This is a genomic window from Pseudomonas sp. NFPP28 (assembly GCF_900115535.1).
In the GTDB taxonomy this organism is placed as follows: domain Bacteria; phylum Pseudomonadota; class Gammaproteobacteria; order Pseudomonadales; family Pseudomonadaceae; genus Aquipseudomonas; species Aquipseudomonas extremorientalis.
Genome location: NZ_FOWT01000005.1, coordinates 348015 through 365237, shown reverse-complemented (window position 1 = coordinate 365237; position 17223 = coordinate 348015). Strand labels below are relative to the sequence as shown.

Annotated in this window: 15 protein-coding genes; 4 read left to right on the top strand and 11 right to left on the bottom strand. The window is 62.7% G+C overall.

Features of this window, described 5'->3' with window-relative positions; translation table 11 throughout:
• Positions 1-44: 44 nt before the first annotated feature.
• The 4 genes from BM110_RS15440 to BM110_RS15425 all read right to left on the bottom strand — a co-directional run bounded on the left by BM110_RS15440 (position 45) and on the right by BM110_RS15425 (position 2366).
• On the bottom strand, positions 45-1148 hold the full coding sequence (locus tag BM110_RS15440; protein WP_093513765.1) for a serine hydrolase domain-containing protein: 1104 nt from the start codon (positions 1146-1148) through the stop codon (positions 45-47).
• Positions 1149-1258: 110 nt separating this feature from the next.
• Complete coding sequence (locus BM110_RS15435; RefSeq protein ID WP_093513764.1) at positions 1259-1702, bottom strand: GNAT family N-acetyltransferase; 444 nt, start codon at positions 1700-1702, stop codon at positions 1259-1261.
• A 4-nt stretch (positions 1703-1706) separates the two neighbouring features.
• Positions 1707-2081, bottom strand: a complete 375-nt coding sequence (locus BM110_RS15430) for a BrnA antitoxin family protein (RefSeq protein ID WP_058427066.1) — start codon at positions 2079-2081, stop codon at positions 1707-1709.
• A gap of 3 nt (positions 2082-2084) precedes the next feature.
• Positions 2085-2366: a BrnT family toxin gene (locus BM110_RS15425; protein WP_058427065.1), complete on the bottom strand. Its 282-nt coding sequence runs from the start codon at positions 2364-2366 to the stop codon at positions 2085-2087.
• 347 nt (positions 2367-2713) lie between these two features.
• On the opposite strand from BM110_RS15425, the gene gabP reads away from it, so the two are divergent.
• Together gabP and BM110_RS15415 are read left to right on the top strand one after the other, a co-directional pair.
• On the top strand, positions 2714-4123 hold the full coding sequence (gabP, locus tag BM110_RS15420) for a GABA permease (protein ID WP_093513763.1): 1410 nt from the start codon (positions 2714-2716) through the stop codon (positions 4121-4123).
• The gene (locus BM110_RS15415) at positions 4120-5196 is read left to right on the top strand and encodes a choline metabolism transcriptional regulator GbdR (protein ID WP_093513762.1); all 1077 of its coding nucleotides are present in this window, start codon (positions 4120-4122) and stop codon (positions 5194-5196) included. Before gabP ends, BM110_RS15415 begins: the two co-directional genes overlap by 4 nt.
• 2 nt (positions 5197-5198) lie before the next feature.
• On the opposite strand, the gene BM110_RS15410 is transcribed toward BM110_RS15415, so the two are convergent.
• From BM110_RS15410 to BM110_RS15400, 3 genes are read right to left on the bottom strand one after another with little or no spacing between them, the layout of a single operon-like run.
• On the bottom strand, positions 5199-6542 hold the full coding sequence (locus BM110_RS15410) for a c-type cytochrome (RefSeq protein WP_093513761.1): 1344 nt from the start codon (positions 6540-6542) through the stop codon (positions 5199-5201).
• Between the two features lie 16 nt (positions 6543-6558).
• Entirely contained in the window at positions 6559-8778 is a 2220-nt protein-coding gene (locus tag BM110_RS15405; RefSeq protein ID WP_093513760.1) for a xanthine dehydrogenase family protein molybdopterin-binding subunit, read from the bottom strand.
• A complete protein-coding gene (locus BM110_RS15400; RefSeq protein WP_058427060.1) occupies positions 8778-9233 on the bottom strand; it encodes a (2Fe-2S)-binding protein in 456 nt (151 codons plus the stop codon). The genes BM110_RS15405 and BM110_RS15400 overlap by 1 nt, the downstream gene beginning before the upstream one ends.
• 315 nt (positions 9234-9548) lie before the next feature.
• Here BM110_RS15400 and BM110_RS15395 point away from each other — a divergent pair, with 315 nt between their 5' ends.
• Complete coding sequence (locus BM110_RS15395; protein WP_093513759.1) at positions 9549-11510, top strand: methyl-accepting chemotaxis protein; 1962 nt, start codon at positions 9549-9551, stop codon at positions 11508-11510.
• Between the two features lie 57 nt (positions 11511-11567).
• Here the strand turns inward: BM110_RS15395 and BM110_RS15390 are convergent, their stop codons facing one another.
• On the bottom strand, positions 11568-13250 hold the full coding sequence (locus BM110_RS15390; protein ID WP_093513758.1) for an AMP-binding protein: 1683 nt from the start codon (positions 13248-13250) through the stop codon (positions 11568-11570).
• Between the two features lie 262 nt (positions 13251-13512).
• Here BM110_RS15390 and BM110_RS15385 point away from each other — a divergent pair, with 262 nt between their 5' ends.
• Positions 13513-14289, top strand: coding sequence for an ABC transporter substrate-binding protein (locus tag BM110_RS15385; RefSeq protein WP_093513757.1), 777 nt, complete (start codon positions 13513-13515; stop codon positions 14287-14289).
• 188 nt (positions 14290-14477) lie between these two features.
• Here the strand turns inward: BM110_RS15385 and BM110_RS15380 are convergent, their stop codons facing one another.
• From BM110_RS15380 to BM110_RS15370, 3 genes are read right to left on the bottom strand one after another with little or no spacing between them, the layout of a single operon-like run.
• Positions 14478-15104 carry a helix-turn-helix transcriptional regulator gene (locus BM110_RS15380; protein ID WP_071491497.1) on the bottom strand — a complete coding sequence of 209 codons (627 nt, stop codon included), beginning with the start codon at positions 15102-15104 and terminating at the stop codon, positions 14478-14480.
• Entirely contained in the window at positions 15104-16237 is a 1134-nt protein-coding gene (locus tag BM110_RS15375; protein ID WP_093513756.1) for an NAD(P)/FAD-dependent oxidoreductase, read from the bottom strand. The genes BM110_RS15380 and BM110_RS15375 overlap by 1 nt, the downstream gene beginning before the upstream one ends.
• Entirely contained in the window at positions 16234-17178 is a 945-nt protein-coding gene (locus tag BM110_RS15370; protein ID WP_093513755.1) for an ornithine cyclodeaminase family protein, read from the bottom strand. Before BM110_RS15370 ends, BM110_RS15375 begins: the two co-directional genes overlap by 4 nt.
• Positions 17179-17223 lie beyond the last annotated feature (45 nt).

Genomic DNA, 17223 nt, shown 5'->3' with positions numbered 1-17223 from the left:
TTTGTGGAGGAATGATGGAGAGCGGCATTTTTTGTTGGCCCTGATCACTTCAATCCGGGTTCGATCAGGCCGGCTACGCCACGTCCGATGACTTCCGGGTAGCTGTGTTCGGCATCCAGGTTGGTTAGCACCACCACCGTCAACCGGTCGTCGAGGTAGCGCGAGATGGACGAGGTAAAGCCTTGCCAGGAGCCGCCGTGCTCGATCACGGGGTGGCCGTTGACTGTGCGGATTTCCCAGCCGAACCCGTAGCCTTGCGCCCGCTGTTTGCCGGCGTAGGGGTAGGGCGTCCACATCCGTTGCAGCGAGGCTTGTGTCAGCAGGGTTTCATCGTAGAGGGCGCGGTCCCAGCGCTCCAGGTCGCGGACGCTGAAATAGAGCGTGCCGTCGGCCGTGGCATTGAAGGTCGGCGACACCCATTCCTGGTTCCTCAGCTCACCGTCGACCCTTTCGTAGCCCGACGCCCGGTTGGGCACAATCGCGAGGTCCGAGATGACCCGTGTCGAGCGCATGCCCAACGGTGTGAAGATACGCTGCTGGAGAAACTCGCCATAAGGTATCCCGCTGACACGCTGGATCAGGATGCCGAGCAGCACGAAATTGGTGTTTTCGTAGGCCCAGTTCTGCCCGGCCTTGAAGTCCAGCGGCAGCTTGGCAATCGCCTTGGCCAGCTGCGCTTCGGTGAAGTCGCGGCGTATATCCAATGGGCCACCAGGCTTTTGCAGCGCTGGCGTGTCGTAGGCCGACAAGCCAGACGTGTGGGACAACAGATGGGCGACCGTGATCGGCGCCCAACTTGCCGGCGCCTCGGGGAAGTACTGGCGGATGCTGTCGTCCAGGCCGACCTTGCCTTGCTCCACCAGCATCATGACGGCCGTTGCGGTAAAGGATTTACCCACCGAGCCGGACTGCAACACGCTGTCGGCGCTCATGGGCACGTCGAGTTCCACATTCGCCAGGCCATAGCCCTTGGCGAGCACGGCCTGGCCGTTTCGGAAGATACCGAGGGCCAGGCCCGGCAACTGCTGACGGGTTATTTCTGCGTTGACATAGCGGTCGATGGCCGAGCGTTGTTCGTCCGTGAGCGGGGTGGCTATCGCCAGGGGCGCGGACATCAGCAGGACACTCGCCGCAAGGGTTCGGAACATGGGCACCTCTGAAGCGTTTTTGCGGTTTCAGGAGGTGCCAGTGTGCGCGAGGGGGGTGGATGTTTGTGGGAGGTTCGATGGAGGCGGCGTGGAGCTGATGAGGCCAGCACTCACAGGGGTTGGATGAATTTCACATACACCCGCTCAGGGTCGTGATCGTCAAGGTTTTCGATGTGCCCGCTCGGCACGAACCCGGCCTTTGCAAACAGCGCCTGGGCGGCGGTGTTCGACGCATTGGTTGAAGTAAACAGCTTGGGCGTCTTGCACGCTGCTTGTGCCGCCGTCAGCAACCGCAGCGCAACACCTTGGTGCTGATAAACCGGCGACACAACCACCAGTGCCACGAAGCCATGATCGAAAAAATCATGGGCCAGCACCAGGTATCCCACACACCGGCCAGCGCTATCGACGGCGACGAGGCAGTGTTGGCGAACCACCGCATCATGGATGAATACGCGGCGGTGGGTATGGGCCGTGGCGTAAGCATCCAGTTCGATCAGGGCGTGCACGTCGTCGGGCGTGGCCTGGCGGATGTTTATCGAGCGTGTAGGCAAGTGATTACCTCAGCGGAGTGGGTTTAGCCTTTGGTTTGGTCGGTTTTGGTGTGACTAATACTCGATTCAACTCTCCGGCGAGCGCGATCAGCTGCTGTTCCAGCGCTTCGACTTCGCAAAGGCTGATTCCCTCCTTGATGACTTGCAGGGTTTTGGCTTTTCTCGTCAGTGCGGATCCGAGGTTATGCGCGTCTTGGGAAACCAACACTTGGCGCAGTAGGTTGTTGATCACGGTTTGATAACCGGTACCTGCATTTTCCGCTCGCTCGCGGGCGGCTGCAATCACCGCATCATCCAGCATGATAGTGATTCGGGTTTTGCCTTTGTTGCTGGCGACTGCACCGCGCTTGCCGGAGCTGAAGTCGTATTCGTCTTTCATGGTTCAAGCCTCCAAGTACTGGCGCCGTTCATTTTTGGATGCGCGCCTGGCACTGATAATCCGTACAAAATTTGGATCGCGGTAGGTGTAGGCCACTACCAATACGCGTCCCTTTGCGTCCGTACCCATGATTATCCAACGCTCTTCGTCGTGATCATTGTCTTGTATGGTTAGAGCGGTCTCGTCGTAAAACACCGGTTCTGCATCGGCAAGGCTCACGCCCTTGTGCTTTTGCTGATTAGTGATGCTTTTTGCTTTGTCGTATTGAATCCTGAAAGTTCTCATTATGCATATTTTATATGTATATAAAAGCAATTGGACAAAGCGACAGTCAGGGCATTGGTTCAGCGTCTGCGGGTCCCGATTCGGGTACGCACATCCCTACCTATCAGTGAGGGATCGATTTTGAGGAGGGTGCCCGCGTATGTCCGTGCGTAACCGGTGATCCGTTAAGTAGTCAGATTCCGATTCCATAGCCAGATAAGGTCTTATGTCGATATCAGACCAACCCCCGCCGTTTTCAGGCTATTTTCGCGCCAGTCAGCCCGCGTAAGGTGACCCATCATTCAAAAATGACGATCGCCTGACCCTCCAGTCAGTCCTCACGCCGGTCACCGAGAACAACAAAAACAATGAATAGCCTCAATTCCAACGACTCGAACGGCCAGTTGGCGCAAGGCTTCAAGCCGCGCCATGTCACCATGCTTTCCATTGCGGGGATTATCGGCGCGGGGTTGTTTGTCGGGTCCGGGCATGCGATTGCGGCGGCGGGGCCGGCGGTGCTGCTGGCCTATCTGTTTTCCGGCCTGCTGGTGGTGCTGGTCATGCGCATGCTGGGGGAGATGGCGGTGGCCAACCCGGACACCGGCTCATTCTCGACCTACGCCGACCAAGCCATCGGCCGCTGGGCCGGCTTTACCATCGGCTGGCTGTACTGGTGGTTCTGGGTGCTGGTGATCCCCATCGAGGCCCTGGCCGCCGGGCATATCCTCAACCAGTGGTTCCCGCAGATCGACGCTTGGCTGTTTGCCTTGTTGTCGATCTTTTTGTTGGTGGTCACCAACCTGTTCAGCGTGTCCAAGTACGGCGAGTTCGAGTTCTGGTTCGCCATGGCCAAGGTGATCGCGATCATCGGTTTTATCGGCGTGGGCTTTGCGGTGCTGATGGGCTGGGTGCCGGAACGCGAGGCCAGTGGGCTTGGCCAGTTGATGCAGGACCATGGCGGGTTTGCGCCCAACGGGCTGTCGGCGGTGGTCGGCGCCTTTATCACCATCATGTTCAGTTTTATCGGCACGGAGGCCGTCACCATTGCGGCGGCCGAGTCCAGCAACCCGGCGCAGAACATCGCCCGGGCCACGCGCTCGGTGATGTGGCGCATCGGGGTGTTCTACCTGCTGTCGATCTTCGTGGTGATCTCCGTGGTGCCATGGGATGACCCGTTGCTGGCCTCGGTCGGCTCTTATCAGCGTGCACTGGAATTGATGAACATTCCCCACGCCAAGCTGCTGGTGGATGGGGTGGTACTGATCGCCGTGGCCAGTTGCATGAACTCTTCGATCTACATTGCCTCGCGCATGCTGTTTTCCCTCGGCAAGCGTGGAGATGCACCCGCACTGATGAAAAAGACCTCGGCGGCGAGTGTGCCGAGGGCGGCGGTGATCGCCAGCACCATCCTGGGCGCGGGCGTGACCCTGCTCAGCTACTTCATGCCGGCCGGGCTGTTCCAGTTCCTGCTGGCCAGTTCGGGGGCCATCGCCTTGCTGGTGTACCTGGTGATCGCGGTTTCGCAGTTGCGCATGCGCAAGACCCTGCGCCAGCGCAAGGTCACGCTGAGCTTCCAGATGTGGCTGTTTCCGTGGCTGACCTGGCTGGTCATCGCGTTCATCTGCGCGGCCTTGACGGTGATGCTGGTCACGCCCGAACACCGTTTCGAAGTCTCTTCGACCCTCGTCCTGGCCCTGATGATTTCCTTGATCGGCTTGCTCACCGCCCGGCACCCGGAACCCACGCAAAAACCGGTGGCCGCAGTTTCGCAATCATGAGTGGCCGCCCGGTCGGCAGTATTGTTTTCCTGCTGCTGGACCAGTTCACCCTGATGTCGCTGGCGGCAGCGGTCGAGCCGTTGCGCATGGCCAACCAGTTGTCGGGCCAGGAGCTTTACAAGTGGCACACGGCAAGCCTGGACGGCAACCCGGTGTGGGCCAGCGACGGTGTGCCGATCACGCCCGACGGTTCGATCCTCAGCGTGCCGCCCGCCGACATTGTGATGGTGTGCGGCGGCATCGGCATCCAGGGCACCGTGACCGGCGAACTGGTCAAGTGGCTGCGCAGCCAGGCGCGTTATGCCAAGCGACTGGGTGGGATTTGCACCGGCAGCGTTGTGTTGGCGCGGGCCGGCTTGCTCGACGGGTATGAATGCAGCGTGCATTGGGAATGGTTGGCGGCGATGCAGGAGGCGTTTCCACGGGTGACCGTCAGTTCCAGCCTGTTCACCCTCGACCGCGACCGGCTCACCAGTTCAGGCGGCACGGCGCCCCTGGACATGATGCTGCACCTGATCGGCCGTGAGCACGGGCACGAATTGTCGGCGGCCATCTCGGACATGTTTGTCTACGAGCGCATCCGCAACGAGCAGGACCACCAGCGCGTACCGCTCAAGCACATGCTCGGCACCCAGCAGCCCAAGCTGCAGGAAGTCGTGGCATTGATGGAGGCCAACCTGGAAGAGCCGATCAACCTGGATGAACTGGCGGCGTATGTCGCGCTGTCGCGTCGCCAGCTTGAGCGCATGTTCCAGAAGTACCTGCACTGTTCGCCCTCGCGCTACTACCTGCGGCTGCGGCTGATCCGCGCGCGGCAGTTGCTCAAGCAGACACCCATTTCAATCGTCGAATTGGCCGTGCTCTGCGGCTTTGTGTCCACGCCGCATTTCTCCAAATGCTATCGCGAGTACTTCGGCGTGCCCCCCAGTGACGAGCGTTCCGTCACGGACAGCGAGCGGTCCATCATGCTCAAGCCAGCGTTGCACACATTGCCGGCGCCCGCACCAATGAATGTATTGGAGCAGGCGCGGGGCGAGGCAACATTTGCCAGTGTGAAAAACCTGAAGTCCTGAACTCAGCGCATATGCAAGATGATCGGACTGCTGCTCGCCGGGTCGGTATGCCCGCGCAACTTGCCCACCGCCTCCACATCCACCGCACCGCCGTTGTTACCCCAGGTGCCGCGCACGTAGCTGAGCACCTCGGCGATTTGCTGGTCGGTCAGTTGCTCGCGGAACGCCGGCATGCGATAGGCGTCCGGCACGCCGGCGGCTACCACGCGTTGCGAACCGTTGAGGGTGATGTTGATCGCCGAGGCGCTTTCCTTGGCCAGGGCCGAGGTGGCGCCGGCCAGGGGCGGCATCCAGTCGGGCTGGCCCTTGCCGTCGAGGCCATGGCAGGAGGCGCAGCGGGTGGCGTAGGTGTGGGCGCCGGGGGCGTCCGGGTTGGTGGCGGCCGCCTGATACTGCCAGGGAGTGCCGTCGCGCTGCGGGTCGCCGGGCAGTGACTTGAGGTAGCGGGCGATGGCGGCCAGGTCGTCGTCCTGCATGAACTGCGTAGAGTTGTTGAACGCTTCGGTCATCGAGCCGTAGACCACCGCATGGGCATTGCGCCCGGTCTTGAGGAACTGCACGATCTGCGCCTCGTCCCAGCGGCCCAGCCCGGTGTTGGGGTCCTGGCGCAGGCTCGGTGCATACCAGCCGTCGAGCAGGGCCCCGGCGAGGAACGGCGCACCGGATTCGTCCAGCGCCTTCTCGTTGAAGGCCAGCCCGCGCGGCGTGTGGCAACTGCCGCAGTGGCCGGGGCCTTGGACGATGTAGGCGCCGCGGTTCCACAGCGCGTCCTGGTTGGGTTTGGCTGCATAAGTTGCAGTGGGCGCGAACACGCCGTTCCACAGCGCGATGGGCCAGCGCATATTCAGCGGCCAGGGAATATCACTGGGGATATTCGCCTGGTTGGCCGGTTGCACGCCCTGCATGAAGAACGCGTACAGCGCTTTCACGTCATCGTCGCTGAGCTTGACGTAGGACGGGTAGGGCATCGCCGGGTACAACCGTCGACCACCCGGCGCCACGCCGTGGCGTACCGCACGGTCGAAGTCGGCCAGGCTGTAGCTGCCGATCCCGGTGGTTTTGTCCGGCGTGATGTTGGTGGCATGGATTGCCCCCAACGGCGTGGCCATTTCCAGGCCACCGGCGAACGGCGCCTTGCCCGGCAGACTGTGGCAGGCCACGCAGTCGCTGAGACGCGCGACATATTCACCGCGGCTGACCAGGGCCGGCTCGAAGGTGGCGGTGGCCGGCGCTTGTGCAAACGGTGTGGCGGGCTCACGGGTGACGTACCAGGCCAGCAGGCCTGCCGCGACCAGGCAGGGCAGCGCCAGCCAGCCTGCGGTTCTTGCGAATCGACGGTTGTTCATGGGCATTTCCTGAAAGTCAGCTGAAGGTGTGTCGGCTCAAGGGCAGGCTGCGAACACGCTGGCCGGTCAATTGCGCCACCGCATTCGCCACGGCCGGTGCCACGGCAGGCAACGGCGGCTCGCCGATACCACCCATCTTTTCGCCACTCTCGACGACCCGCACATGCACCCGCGCCATCTGCGCCGGCGCCAGGATCGGGTACAGGTCGTAGTTGCGCGCCCGTGGCTTGCCGTCCACGTACACCGCTTCTTCCAGCAAGGTCTGTGACAAGCCCAGCGCCACCGCGCCATTCACCTGAGCCTCGACAATCGCCGGGTTGACGATGCTGCCCGGGTCGATGGCCTGCCAGATATCGTGCACCCTGACCTTGCCGTTCTCGATGGACACCTCGGCAATCGCCGCCGTGTGGGAACCGAACGGCGAGGCCATGGCCACGCCGCGTGCACGCCGGCTGCCGTCTTCGGCGGTGAAGGGGCCGCGCTTCCAGCCGCCGGACAGTTCAACCGCCGCTTGCAGCAAGGTGGTCAGCCGTGGGTTGTCGCGCAGCAGGTGCAGGCGCAGTTCATAGGGGTCGTGTTTGCCCTTGTCCGCCAGTTCGTCGAGGAACGACTCGTAGAAAAAGTCATTCAGCGAATTGCCCACCGAACGCCAGTAACCGAGCATGGGCGCGCCTTTGACGTAGATCTGTGCGATGCGTTTGTTGGGGATGGCGTAGGACTTGCCCGACAATCCTTCCAGTGCCGTAGGGTCGATCTTGTCGCCCTGTTTGCCGGCGAGGGCTTCGGTCGGGCCTTCGGTGGCGCTTACCGCTTCGATGGCCACCGGCAGGCCTTTGTCATCCAGTGCGGCGCGGAACTTGACCACGGCCACCGGGCGCAATACATCGCGCAGGAACTCTTCTTCTCGGCTCCAGATCAGCTTGACCGGACGACCCACCGCCTTGGCGAGCGCGATGGCCTGCGGGTAGGGGTTGGCTGAGTCATACAGGAAATGCCGGCCGAAAAAACCGCCGAGCAACGGTGAATGCAGGTTGATCTGCGCAGGGTCCAGGCCGGTGCGCTTGGCGATATCGGCGCGGAACATGTCCGGCGCCTGGTTGGGCAGCCAGATATCCAGGGTGCCATCCGGGTTGAAGCGGGCCAGGGCGGAGGGCGGCTCCAACTGGCCGTGGTTGAGGTACTGGTTGTGATACGTCGCTTCGACCTGGGTCTTGGCGCCTTTCAGCGCGGCGGCCACGTCGCCTTCGTTTTCGTCATCACGGGCCGGGCCCTGCTGGGCGGCGAGGAACTCGAAATGCTGGTCGCTGGAGAAGTCCGCCGGCATCACGCGCAGCGTCGAGTCGGCCGCCGCTTCCTGCCAGTCGACCTGGACCGCTTCCACCGCACGCTTGGCGTGCCACCAGCGTTCAGCCACCACCGCCACCGCGCCCGGCAGCACGTGTACCGAATGCACGCCCTTCATGCCTTCGACCTGCGCCTGGTTGCGCAGGCTGCCCACAGTCATGCCCAGACGTGGCGCATGCTGGACGGCGGCGTGGAGCATGTTGTCGACTTTCAGGTCGATGCTGTAGAGCGCCTTGCCGGTGGATTTGTCGTAGGCGTCCAGGCGCTTGACCGGCTTGCCGATCCAGCGGAACTGGCTCGGGTCGCGCAGGGTGATGCTGGCAGGATCGGGCACTGGCATGTCGAGGGCGCTGCTGGCCAGTTCGCCATACCCCAGCGAACGGCCGGATGCCGCGTGCACGACTCGGCCAGGTTGGGTGGTCAGTTCGCCCACCGGCACGCCCAATTGTTTGGCGCCGGCCTGCAGCAACATGGCGCGGGCGAGGGCACCGAGACGGCGCATGGTCGGGTAGCTCATGCGCACCGACATGCTGCCGCCGGTGATGCGCATACCGTTTTCCATCACCACATAGGCTTCGCCAGGCGGGGCGGCCTCGACGATGAAGGTGGCGGGGTCGGCATCCAGCTCTTCGCCGACGATCTGCGCCATGGCGGTATGGGTGCCTTGCCCGCCTTCCATGAACGGGCTGAGCAGGCGCACCGTGCCGTCCGGGCGAATCTCCAGAAACGCCGACACCTGGGTGCCGCGTTCAGCGGTAGTGGCGGCTTGTACCCGGCCCGAGCCCAATGGCAGGCCGAAACCGATGACCAGCGCACCTACGGCGGTACTCGCCAGAAAGCGGCGGCGTGACAGGTTGACCGGTGCGTCGAGCAGTTCGTCGAGGATGTTCATCACGCGCCCTCCTGCTTGGCCAGGGCGTCGACGGCCGCATGGATGGCGTTGTAGGTGCCGCAGCGGCACAGGTTGACCATGGCGGCGTCGATCTGCGCCTTGCTCGGCGCGGGGGTGTGCTTGAGCAGCGCAGTGGCCGCCATCACCTGCCCGGACTGGCAGTAGCCGCATTGCGCAACCTGTTGCTCGACCCAGGTCGCGACCACACGCTTGCCGACCTCGTCGTCTTCAATCGCCTCGATGGTGGTGATTTCACGCCCGACCACCCCAGCCACCGGCGTGACGCAGGAGCGCACCACATTGCCGTCCACCAGCACCGAACAGGCGCCGCACTGGGCCAGGCCGCAGCCGTACTTGGTGCCGGTCAGGCCCAGGTCATCGCGGATTACCCACAGCAATGGGGTGTCCGCGTCGGCATCGACCTGATAGGCCTTTTGGTTGATTCGTAATTCCATGGCTCACCTGCTGATCATCGGTAGGTGCGGCCTGTTTTAGGTGTGAACGCAGTGGCCGCTTATTGTCGAACTCTAGACCAGCGCGCAAGGGCTATCTATCCGTTAATCGATAAGTCGGAGGATCAGGCAAGTATTCAAGAGAAATGAGCCAGTCTGGTGTTATCGAAGCGGCGATTGACCCAGGTCAATACAAGCTCGAATCGGGGGCCACGAATGGGCATGGCGAGCGTAGAGCGGTGTGTAGCGGTGATATCATGGCGCCACTATTCTGGCGCGGTGCGTCATTGCGATCCATGGAAATGAGGCTTTAGGCAAATGCTCAAGAATGCACCACTGCGTCTGAAACTGTTGTTGATCCTGCTGCTGCCCATGCTCGGGTTCCTGACATTGGCCGGCGTGTTCGTGGTGGACAACTACAAGACGCTGCGCGACATGGACGCCACGGTGACGGCCAGCGCCACCGCGCAGAAGCTGAGCCGACTCATCACCACGCTACAACGTGAGCGTGGTGCCAGCGGGGTTTTCCTGGGCAGTGGTGGCCAGTCGATGGGCGACAGGATGTTGCAGATGCGCCAGGACTCCAGCGCGGCGGTCGAGGTGGTACGCGGCTTGAGGGCGTCGGGTGGTGCGAGCCTGGATGGCGTGCAGCGTGCCTTGGACCAACTGCCGGCGACCCGTGCACAGATCGACAAGCTGGGCATCAATAGCACCGAATCCGGCGCGCGCTACACCGAGATCATCCAGGCCCTGGTGGGGTATACCCATTCCCTGGAGGCCAGCGTCAACAACGCAACCCTGGTCTATGCCCTCGGCGCGTTGAACCAATTCATCGAAATGAAAGAGCGCGCCGGACGCGAGCGCGTGATACTGGGGCTGGTATTCAATCAGGATCGCTTTGATGCGACGCTGCTGTCACGCTTCAGCCGTAACCTGGGTGAGTTCAATGCCTACTACGATGCGTTCCGCCGCAAGGCACCGGTAGCCACGCTTCAACAGTTCGATGAGCAGATGCAAAACCCCGCCGCCGTGGAAGTCGGCAAACTGCAACGCCTGGCATTTGAGGTGCCGATGGGGCAGGCGCTGGGCATCAAGCCAGAGGCGTGGTTTGAAACCTCCACTCGACGCATCGACCTGATGAGCCAAGTGGAAGAAACCCTGGGCCAAAGTGTCAGCGACCTGGCGAAGCATGAACGCGATGCCGCCAGTCGTGCCCTATGGTTGACCCTGGGCGCGGTGGTGGTGGCGCTGTTGGCGGTTGTGGTGTTGTCCTGGCTGATTATCCGCATGATCGGCTCGGCGGTGCGCGACCTGAACCGGGTGCTGAACGACCTGGCGCAGCGCGACCTCACGGCACGGGCGACGTACCAGAGCCGCGACGAATTCGGCCAGATCTCACACAACCTCAACCGCATGGCGCAAGAGATCAGTGGCGTCGTGCAGGAAATCGGCAACGCCACCGCCCAAGTGGCGACGGCGGCGGAGGAGTCCTCCACGGTCACGATCCAGACCAGCCAGAGCGTCGAGCAGCAACGCCAGAGCACCGAGCTGGTGGCGACGGCGATCAACCAGATGAGTGCCACCGTGCGCGAAGTGGCGCACAGCACCAACGATGCGGCGCAGATGTCGCAACGGGTCAATACCAGCACCGCACAAGGGCGTGCCGAAATAGAAAGCACCATCGCACTGATCCGCCAGCTCTCGGGGCAGGCCGAGGAAACCGCGCTGATCATTGGCGATCTCAAGCAGGAAAGCGACGGCATTTCCACTGTGCTTGACGTTATTCGGGGCATCGCCGAGCAAACCAATCTGCTGGCCTTGAATGCGGCGATCGAAGCGGCGCGGGCCGGCGATCACGGCCGTGGGTTCGCGGTGGTGGCGTCCGAAGTCCGTGTGCTTGCGCAGAAGACCCAGGAGTCCACGGGCAGTATTCAACAGATGATCAGCAACCTGCAGACCGGCTCCGACCGTGCGGCCACGTCCATGCAAGAAACCCTGGGTAAGGCGCAGGACGGTGCGAGCAAGGTGGAACGAGCGGGTGAGTTGCTGCAAGAGATCGCCGAAGGGGTGTCGGGGATCAGTGATCGCAACATGCAGATCGCATCGGCCGCCGAAGAGCAGAGTGCGGTCTCGGAGGACATCAACCGCAACGTCAACGAGATCAATGACCTGGTGATCCAGGTCAGTGCCGGGGCTGAACAGACGGCCGCTACCAGCCAGGAGCTGGCGCGCCTGGCCGAGCAGCAGCAACGCCTGGTCAATCGTTTCAAGGTGGCCTGATCGACTGGCGTGCAGCGCGCCCCGCCGAGTGCAGCCACCTGCATCACGGGGCTTTGGTTAAGCGAAATCTTCCTCGAAGTGTTCCCGCTCGCCACGCGTATCGCCCTGGCGCCGCACCACCTCCATCTGGCGCAACTCCACGCGGCGGATCTTGCCGGAGATGGTCTTGGGCAGTTCGCTGACGAACTCGATACGCCGCACCCGTTTGTACGGCGCCAGGTGCTCGCGGGCAAAAGCCAGGATGTGCCGGGCCAGCTCGGCGTCGCCCGCAGCATCGTGGGCCAGGATCAGGAACGCCTTGGGCACCGCCAGGCGCAGCGGGTCGGGGCTGGGCACCACGGCCACTTCCATGACCGCCGGGTGTTCGATCAAGGCGCTTTCCAGCTCGAACGGGCTGATGCGGTAGTCGGAGGCCTTGAACACATCGTCGGCGCGACCGACGAAGGTGATGTAGCCGTCGGCGTCGACCTGCGCGGTGTCGCCGGTGCGGTAGTAGCCGTCACGCATGACCTCGGCGGTTTTCTCCGGGCTGTCTTCGTAGCAGAGCATCAGCCCGAGAGGGCGCACGTCCAGGGGCAGGGCGACTTCGCCTTCGCTGCCGGGATTGCCATCCGGGTCGAGCAAGGCCACCTTGTAGCCCGGAAGCGGACGGCCCATGGAACCGGGCTTGAGCACCTGACCTGGGGTATTGCCCACCAGCGCGGTGGTTTCCGATTGGCCGAAACCGTCGCGCAACGGCAGGCCCCAGGCGTGCTGGATCTGCTCGATGATTTCCGGGTTCAGCGGCTCACCGGCGCCTACCAATTCGCGCAGGCTCAGGCGCGATTTATAGCTGGCAAGATCCTCCTGGATCAGCATGCGCCATACCGTGGGCGGCGCACACAGGCTGGTCACGCCGTAGCGTTCCAAGGCACTGAGCAGGGCCGGCGCGCTGAACCGCGCGACGTTATGGATAAAGATGCACGCACCGGCATTCCAGGGGGCGAACAGGCAACTCCAGGCATGCTTGGCCCAACCGGGCGAGGAGATATTCAGGTGCAGATCGCCCGGCTGCAGGCCAATCCAGTACATGGTCGACAGGTGGCCCACCGGGTAACTCTGGTGGCTGTGCAGCACCATCTTCGGTTTGGACGTGGTGCCGGAGGTGAAATAGAGCAGCATCGGGTCGGTGGCCAGGGTGCGGCCTTCGGCCTCGAACTGATCGGGGTATTCAAAGGCGGCGTTGTGGGCGACCCAACCCTGCGGTGCCGCGCCCACACAGATGCGGTTGCAACCGTCTGCCAGCCCGTCGAATTTAGGTACGTGGGCCTCGCCGACCACCAGATGGCGCACCTGCCCGCGCTCGATGCGGTCGCGCAGGTCGTCGGGGTTCAGCAGGGCGGTGGCGGGAATGACCACGGCGCCGAGCTTGAACGCGGCGAGCATGGTGTCCCATAGCGCAACATCGTTGCCGAGCATCAATAGCACCCGGTCACCGCGACGTACACCGAGTGCGCGCAAGTGATTGGCCACCTGGTTGGAGCGCGTGGCCAGTTGCTGGAAGCTGTAGCGTTGCTCACTGCCGTCTTCCTCGACGATCCACAGCGCATGCGCCGCATTGCCCTCGGCCATCGTGTCGAAATAGTCCAAGGCCCAGTTGAATGCATCCAGTTGCGGCCAACGGAAGTCCCGGACGGCAGTGGCGTAGTCGGTGCGGTGAGCGAGCAGAAAATCCCGAGCGGCCAGGAAGGGCTGGGTCATGGTGGCTGTCCTTAATTATTGTTGTGGGGACTGACCCTCGGTTTAGCCGAGAGGCTGGACCGAGTATAGGCACGCATAAATCAGAGCAGAACGCCCAAAAACACCGGTGCGTTGTGCAAAAAAGTCATGGGTGTCGCGCCAGGCAGCGGTGAGATTGACGATTGAGACGTAAAAGTCCAAGATGGAATTATAAGTACAAAAGAGCGCGATTCATCTCTTTCTCACTCTTGCCAAACCAACAACAACTTGCGAGACCACGATCATGCAGAAACGCTCCCTCATTACCGCCCTGGCCTTGAGCCTGCTTGCATCCGGCCCCTTGGTCGCCGCCGAGAAAACCCTGCGCATCGGTATCGAGGCGGCTTACCCACCGTTCGCCTCCAAGACCCAGGAAGGCAAGATCGTCGGGTTCGACTACGACATCGGCAATGCGCTGTGCACGCAGATGAAGGTCAAGTGCGTGTGGGTCGAAGGTGAGTTCGACGGTCTGATTCCGTCCCTCAAGGTCAAGAAAATCGACATGGCGCTGTCGTCCATGACCATCAACGAAGACCGCAAGAAGTCGGTGGATTTCACCCGCAAGTACTACTTCACTTCATCGCGCCTGGTGATGAAGGAGGGGGCGGTGGTGGATGACCAGTACGCCAGCCTCAAGGGCAAGACGGTGGGGGTGCAGCGTGCGACCACCACGGATCGCTACGCCACCGAGGTGTTCGAGCCCAAGGGCATCAACGTCAAGCGCTATGGCAATAACGAAGAGATCTACATGGACCTGGCTGCCGGGCGACTGGATGCGATCTTTGCCGACACCATCCCCTTGAATGATTTCCTGCAGATGCCCCGTGGCAAGGGCTATGCCTTTGTCGGCCCGGAACTCAAGGACCCGAAATACGTGGGCGAGGGCGCGGGCATCGCGGTACGCAAGGGCAATACTGAATTGGTCAGCCAGTTGAATGCGGCCATTGACGGCATTCGCGCCAGTGGCGAGTACCAGAAGATTTCGCAGCAGTACTTCAAGGCCGATATCTACGGCGATTGAGAGGTACACGCGCGCTGTCGCGCGGCCAATTAGAACCCCTGAGGCCAACGGACTTGTTGTGGCGAGCGGGCTTGCTGTGGCGAGCGGGCTTGCCCCGCGTTGGGTTGCGAAGCGACCCCAAAGATGGGCCTGCTACGCAGTCCAACGCGGGGCAAGCCCGCTCGCCACAAAGTGCGGTCGTGCGCACCTCAGCCCTTTAGTTCCTTCAGATGCTTGTAGACCGTCGCCCGCCCCATGCCCAGCACATTGGCCACATAGTTCGACGCGCTCTTGCCCTTGAACGCACCCTCGGCGTGCAGGGCCAGCACCAGCTCACGCTTGTGGTCGCGGGTCAGGACATTCAGGCTCAACTGCCGCTCGCGCATCCAGGCATGCAAAAACGTGTTGATGCGTTCCTGCCAGTCATCACGAAACAACGAGTCCGGCTGCGGGATCAGCTTGCTCGGCGACAGGAACAGGTCCAGCGCCGCCTTGGCGTTTTCAAACAGTGAAATATTCAGGTTGATGCACAGCACCGCCAGGCGTCGGCCCTTGTGGTCGTGCAGCACGGTGCTCAGGCTGCGGATTTTCTGGCCATCCCAGTTGAGCTTTTCGTACGGGCCGATATTGACCTCGCTGACGTCGGCGTCGAGCATGTCCTCCAGCGCCGAGTCATCGCCGATGCTGCGCTTGGACAGGTTATTGGCGATGTAATCGACTTTTTGCGAGCGCAGGTCATGCAGCACCGCTTCGGCGTGGGGGAAGAACAGCGTGGCGATGGCGTCGGCCATCGCGCGGAAGTTCTGCATGACGGTGTCTTGTTCAGCGGTGTTCATCAATAGGGCTCCAGGCGGGCAGGGGAGAGCATACCAGCGTCGAGGCCGAAGCGTGTCAGCGCCTCCGGCAGCGCTGCGCCGCGCACCAGTGCGGCACTGGCCTGGCCCATGGCCGGTGAGGTCTGGATGCCATAACCGCCCTGTGCCGCGACCCAGAACAGCCCCGGTACCACCGGATCAAAACCCGCGAGCAGATCACCGTCGTGCACGAAGCTGCGCAGGCCGGCCCAGGTGCGGGTCGGGCGGCGGATGGTCAGGGTGGTGGCTTCTTCGATCTGGTAGATGCCCATGGCGATGTCCAGCTCTTCGGGCTGAATATCCTGAGGCGCCACCGGGTCGGCATTGGCAGGGGAGCCGAGGAACATGCCGGCGTCGGGTTTCATGTAGAAGGATTCGTCCAGCGCCACCAGCATCGGCCAGCGGTGGCTGTCGACGCCGTCGGGGCCGGCGAAGATGAACGCCGAACGTCGCTTGGGCTGCAAGCCGATGGACGCGGCCCCGGCGAGACCGCCGATGTGGTCGGCCCAGGCGCCGGCGGCGTTGATGATGACCGGCGCGGTGTAGGTTGTGTCCTGGGTTTGCACCTGCCAGACGCCGTCGCTGTCGCGGCTCAAGCCAAGTACGTGGCTATCGGTATGCACCTGGCCACCGTTGCGGCGGATACCGCGCAGGTAGCCCTGGTGCAGGGCGTCGGTGTCGATGTCGCTGGCGGTGGGGTCATACAGTGCACCGTGGACTTTTTCCCGGCGCAGGATCGGCAACTTCGCACAGGCCTCGTCGGCGCTGAGCAATTCGACCTCGGCCACGGTGGCCTTGGCGCTCTGGTACTGGGTGTTCAACTCGGCCGCATCGCCGATGAAGTCCACGGTCATTTCGCCCCGGGGCGTGAGCAACGGGTGTTCGCAGAAACCGGGCGGCGGGTTGTCGAAAAACGCCCGGCTGGCCAGGGTCAGCGCCCGCACCTGCGGGGTGCCGTAGGCGGCGGTAAACAGTGCCGCCGAACGTCCGGTGGAGTGATAGGCCGGGTGGCTTTCGCGCTCAAGCACTCGCACCTTGCCGTGCTGCGACAACCAGAACCCCGTGGAGGCGCCGGCAATACCGCCGCCGATGATGATGAAATCTGCGTGGTTCATAGCTGTCTCCAGAGGGCATTGGCCAGGGCGATGTCTTCCAGGCCCAGGCCGATGGAGCGGAAGAATACATGACGGTCGTAGGTCGGAGGTTGCACCCATTCGCTGAGCAGTTCGGGCAAGTCCCCCACGATGGCACGCGGGTCCCACCCGTGTTGCTCGGCGGCGATCAGCATGTCACCCGCCGCGCCCGGGGTGGTCTGGCGATAGTCGCAGAACACCTGCATCGCGTTGAGGCTGTGGGGCGGCACTTCATGGGCGCGGGGCGCATTGGTGCTGATCGAGGTAATCAGCGCCGGTTTGCTCAAGCGGGCAGGGTCGAGCACCGGCCCGGCCGACGAGGTGCACAGCAGGATCACATCGGCGTCGTCCACGGCCGCCTCGCAGCTGTCGGCGATGACCACCCGTGGGTCCAGGTTTTTGAGGTGGGCGATAGCCTCGGCGCTGGCGTTGCCCAGACTGGGGGAAAACAGGCTGATGCGCTGCCAGTCACGCAGTTGCTTGACGTAGTGCAAATGCGCCTGCGCCACCTTGCCGCTGCCAATGATCGCCAGGCGTCTTGCTGATAAAGGCGCCAATGCTTCCACCGCCAGCGCTGTGGTGGCCGCAGTGCGCGCCGTGGTCAGTTCGGCCGCATCGCACAACAGCAGGGGTTGGCCGGTCTGCATCGACATCAACAAGGTCCACGCGGTCACCAGTGGCCCTTGCTCACCCACGATATAGGGCGAGGTCTTGACCCCGTACACCCCATCCTCGGCCAGCACGCCCAGGTAGTTGATAAAGTCGCCGGCGGCGTGCGGGAACTCCACCAGTTGCTGCGCTGGCTGCACGGCTTGCCCGGCCGCCAGGTCCTGGAACAGCTTGCGCAGGATCTGCGGCACATCGACTTTTCCGAGCAATTCGCGGGCCTGGGCCTGGTGGATCACATGGGGTGTGCTGGACATGGGGATCTCCGCAAGTAAACTAATTTGTCTATTATGGACTTTTAG

Coding starts and splice junctions, on each gene's coding strand:
- BM110_RS15440 (WP_093513765.1), bottom strand. CDS start 1,148: ATGTTCCGAACCCTTGCGGCGAGTGTCCTGCTGATGTCCGCGCCCCTG.
- BM110_RS15430 (WP_058427066.1), bottom strand. CDS start 2,081: ATGAAAGACGAATACGACTTCAGCTCCGGCAAGCGCGGTGCAGTCGCC.
- BM110_RS15425 (WP_058427065.1), bottom strand. CDS start 2,366: ATGAGAACTTTCAGGATTCAATACGACAAAGCAAAAAGCATCACTAAT.
- gabP (WP_093513763.1), top strand. CDS start 2,714: ATGAATAGCCTCAATTCCAACGACTCGAACGGCCAGTTGGCGCAAGGC.
- BM110_RS15415 (WP_093513762.1), top strand. CDS start 4,120: ATGAGTGGCCGCCCGGTCGGCAGTATTGTTTTCCTGCTGCTGGACCAG.
- BM110_RS15410 (WP_093513761.1), bottom strand. CDS start 6,542: ATGAACAACCGTCGATTCGCAAGAACCGCAGGCTGGCTGGCGCTGCCC.
- BM110_RS15405 (WP_093513760.1), bottom strand. CDS start 8,778: ATGAACATCCTCGACGAACTGCTCGACGCACCGGTCAACCTGTCACGC.
- BM110_RS15400 (WP_058427060.1), bottom strand. CDS start 9,233: ATGGAATTACGAATCAACCAAAAGGCCTATCAGGTCGATGCCGACGCG.
- BM110_RS15395 (WP_093513759.1), top strand. CDS start 9,549: ATGCTCAAGAATGCACCACTGCGTCTGAAACTGTTGTTGATCCTGCTG.
- BM110_RS15390 (WP_093513758.1), bottom strand. CDS start 13,250: ATGACCCAGCCCTTCCTGGCCGCTCGGGATTTTCTGCTCGCTCACCGC.
- BM110_RS15385 (WP_093513757.1), top strand. CDS start 13,513: ATGCAGAAACGCTCCCTCATTACCGCCCTGGCCTTGAGCCTGCTTGCA.
- BM110_RS15380 (WP_071491497.1), bottom strand. CDS start 15,104: ATGAACACCGCTGAACAAGACACCGTCATGCAGAACTTCCGCGCGATG.
- BM110_RS15375 (WP_093513756.1), bottom strand. CDS start 16,237: ATGAACCACGCAGATTTCATCATCATCGGCGGCGGTATTGCCGGCGCC.
- BM110_RS15370 (WP_093513755.1), bottom strand. CDS start 17,178: ATGTCCAGCACACCCCATGTGATCCACCAGGCCCAGGCCCGCGAATTG.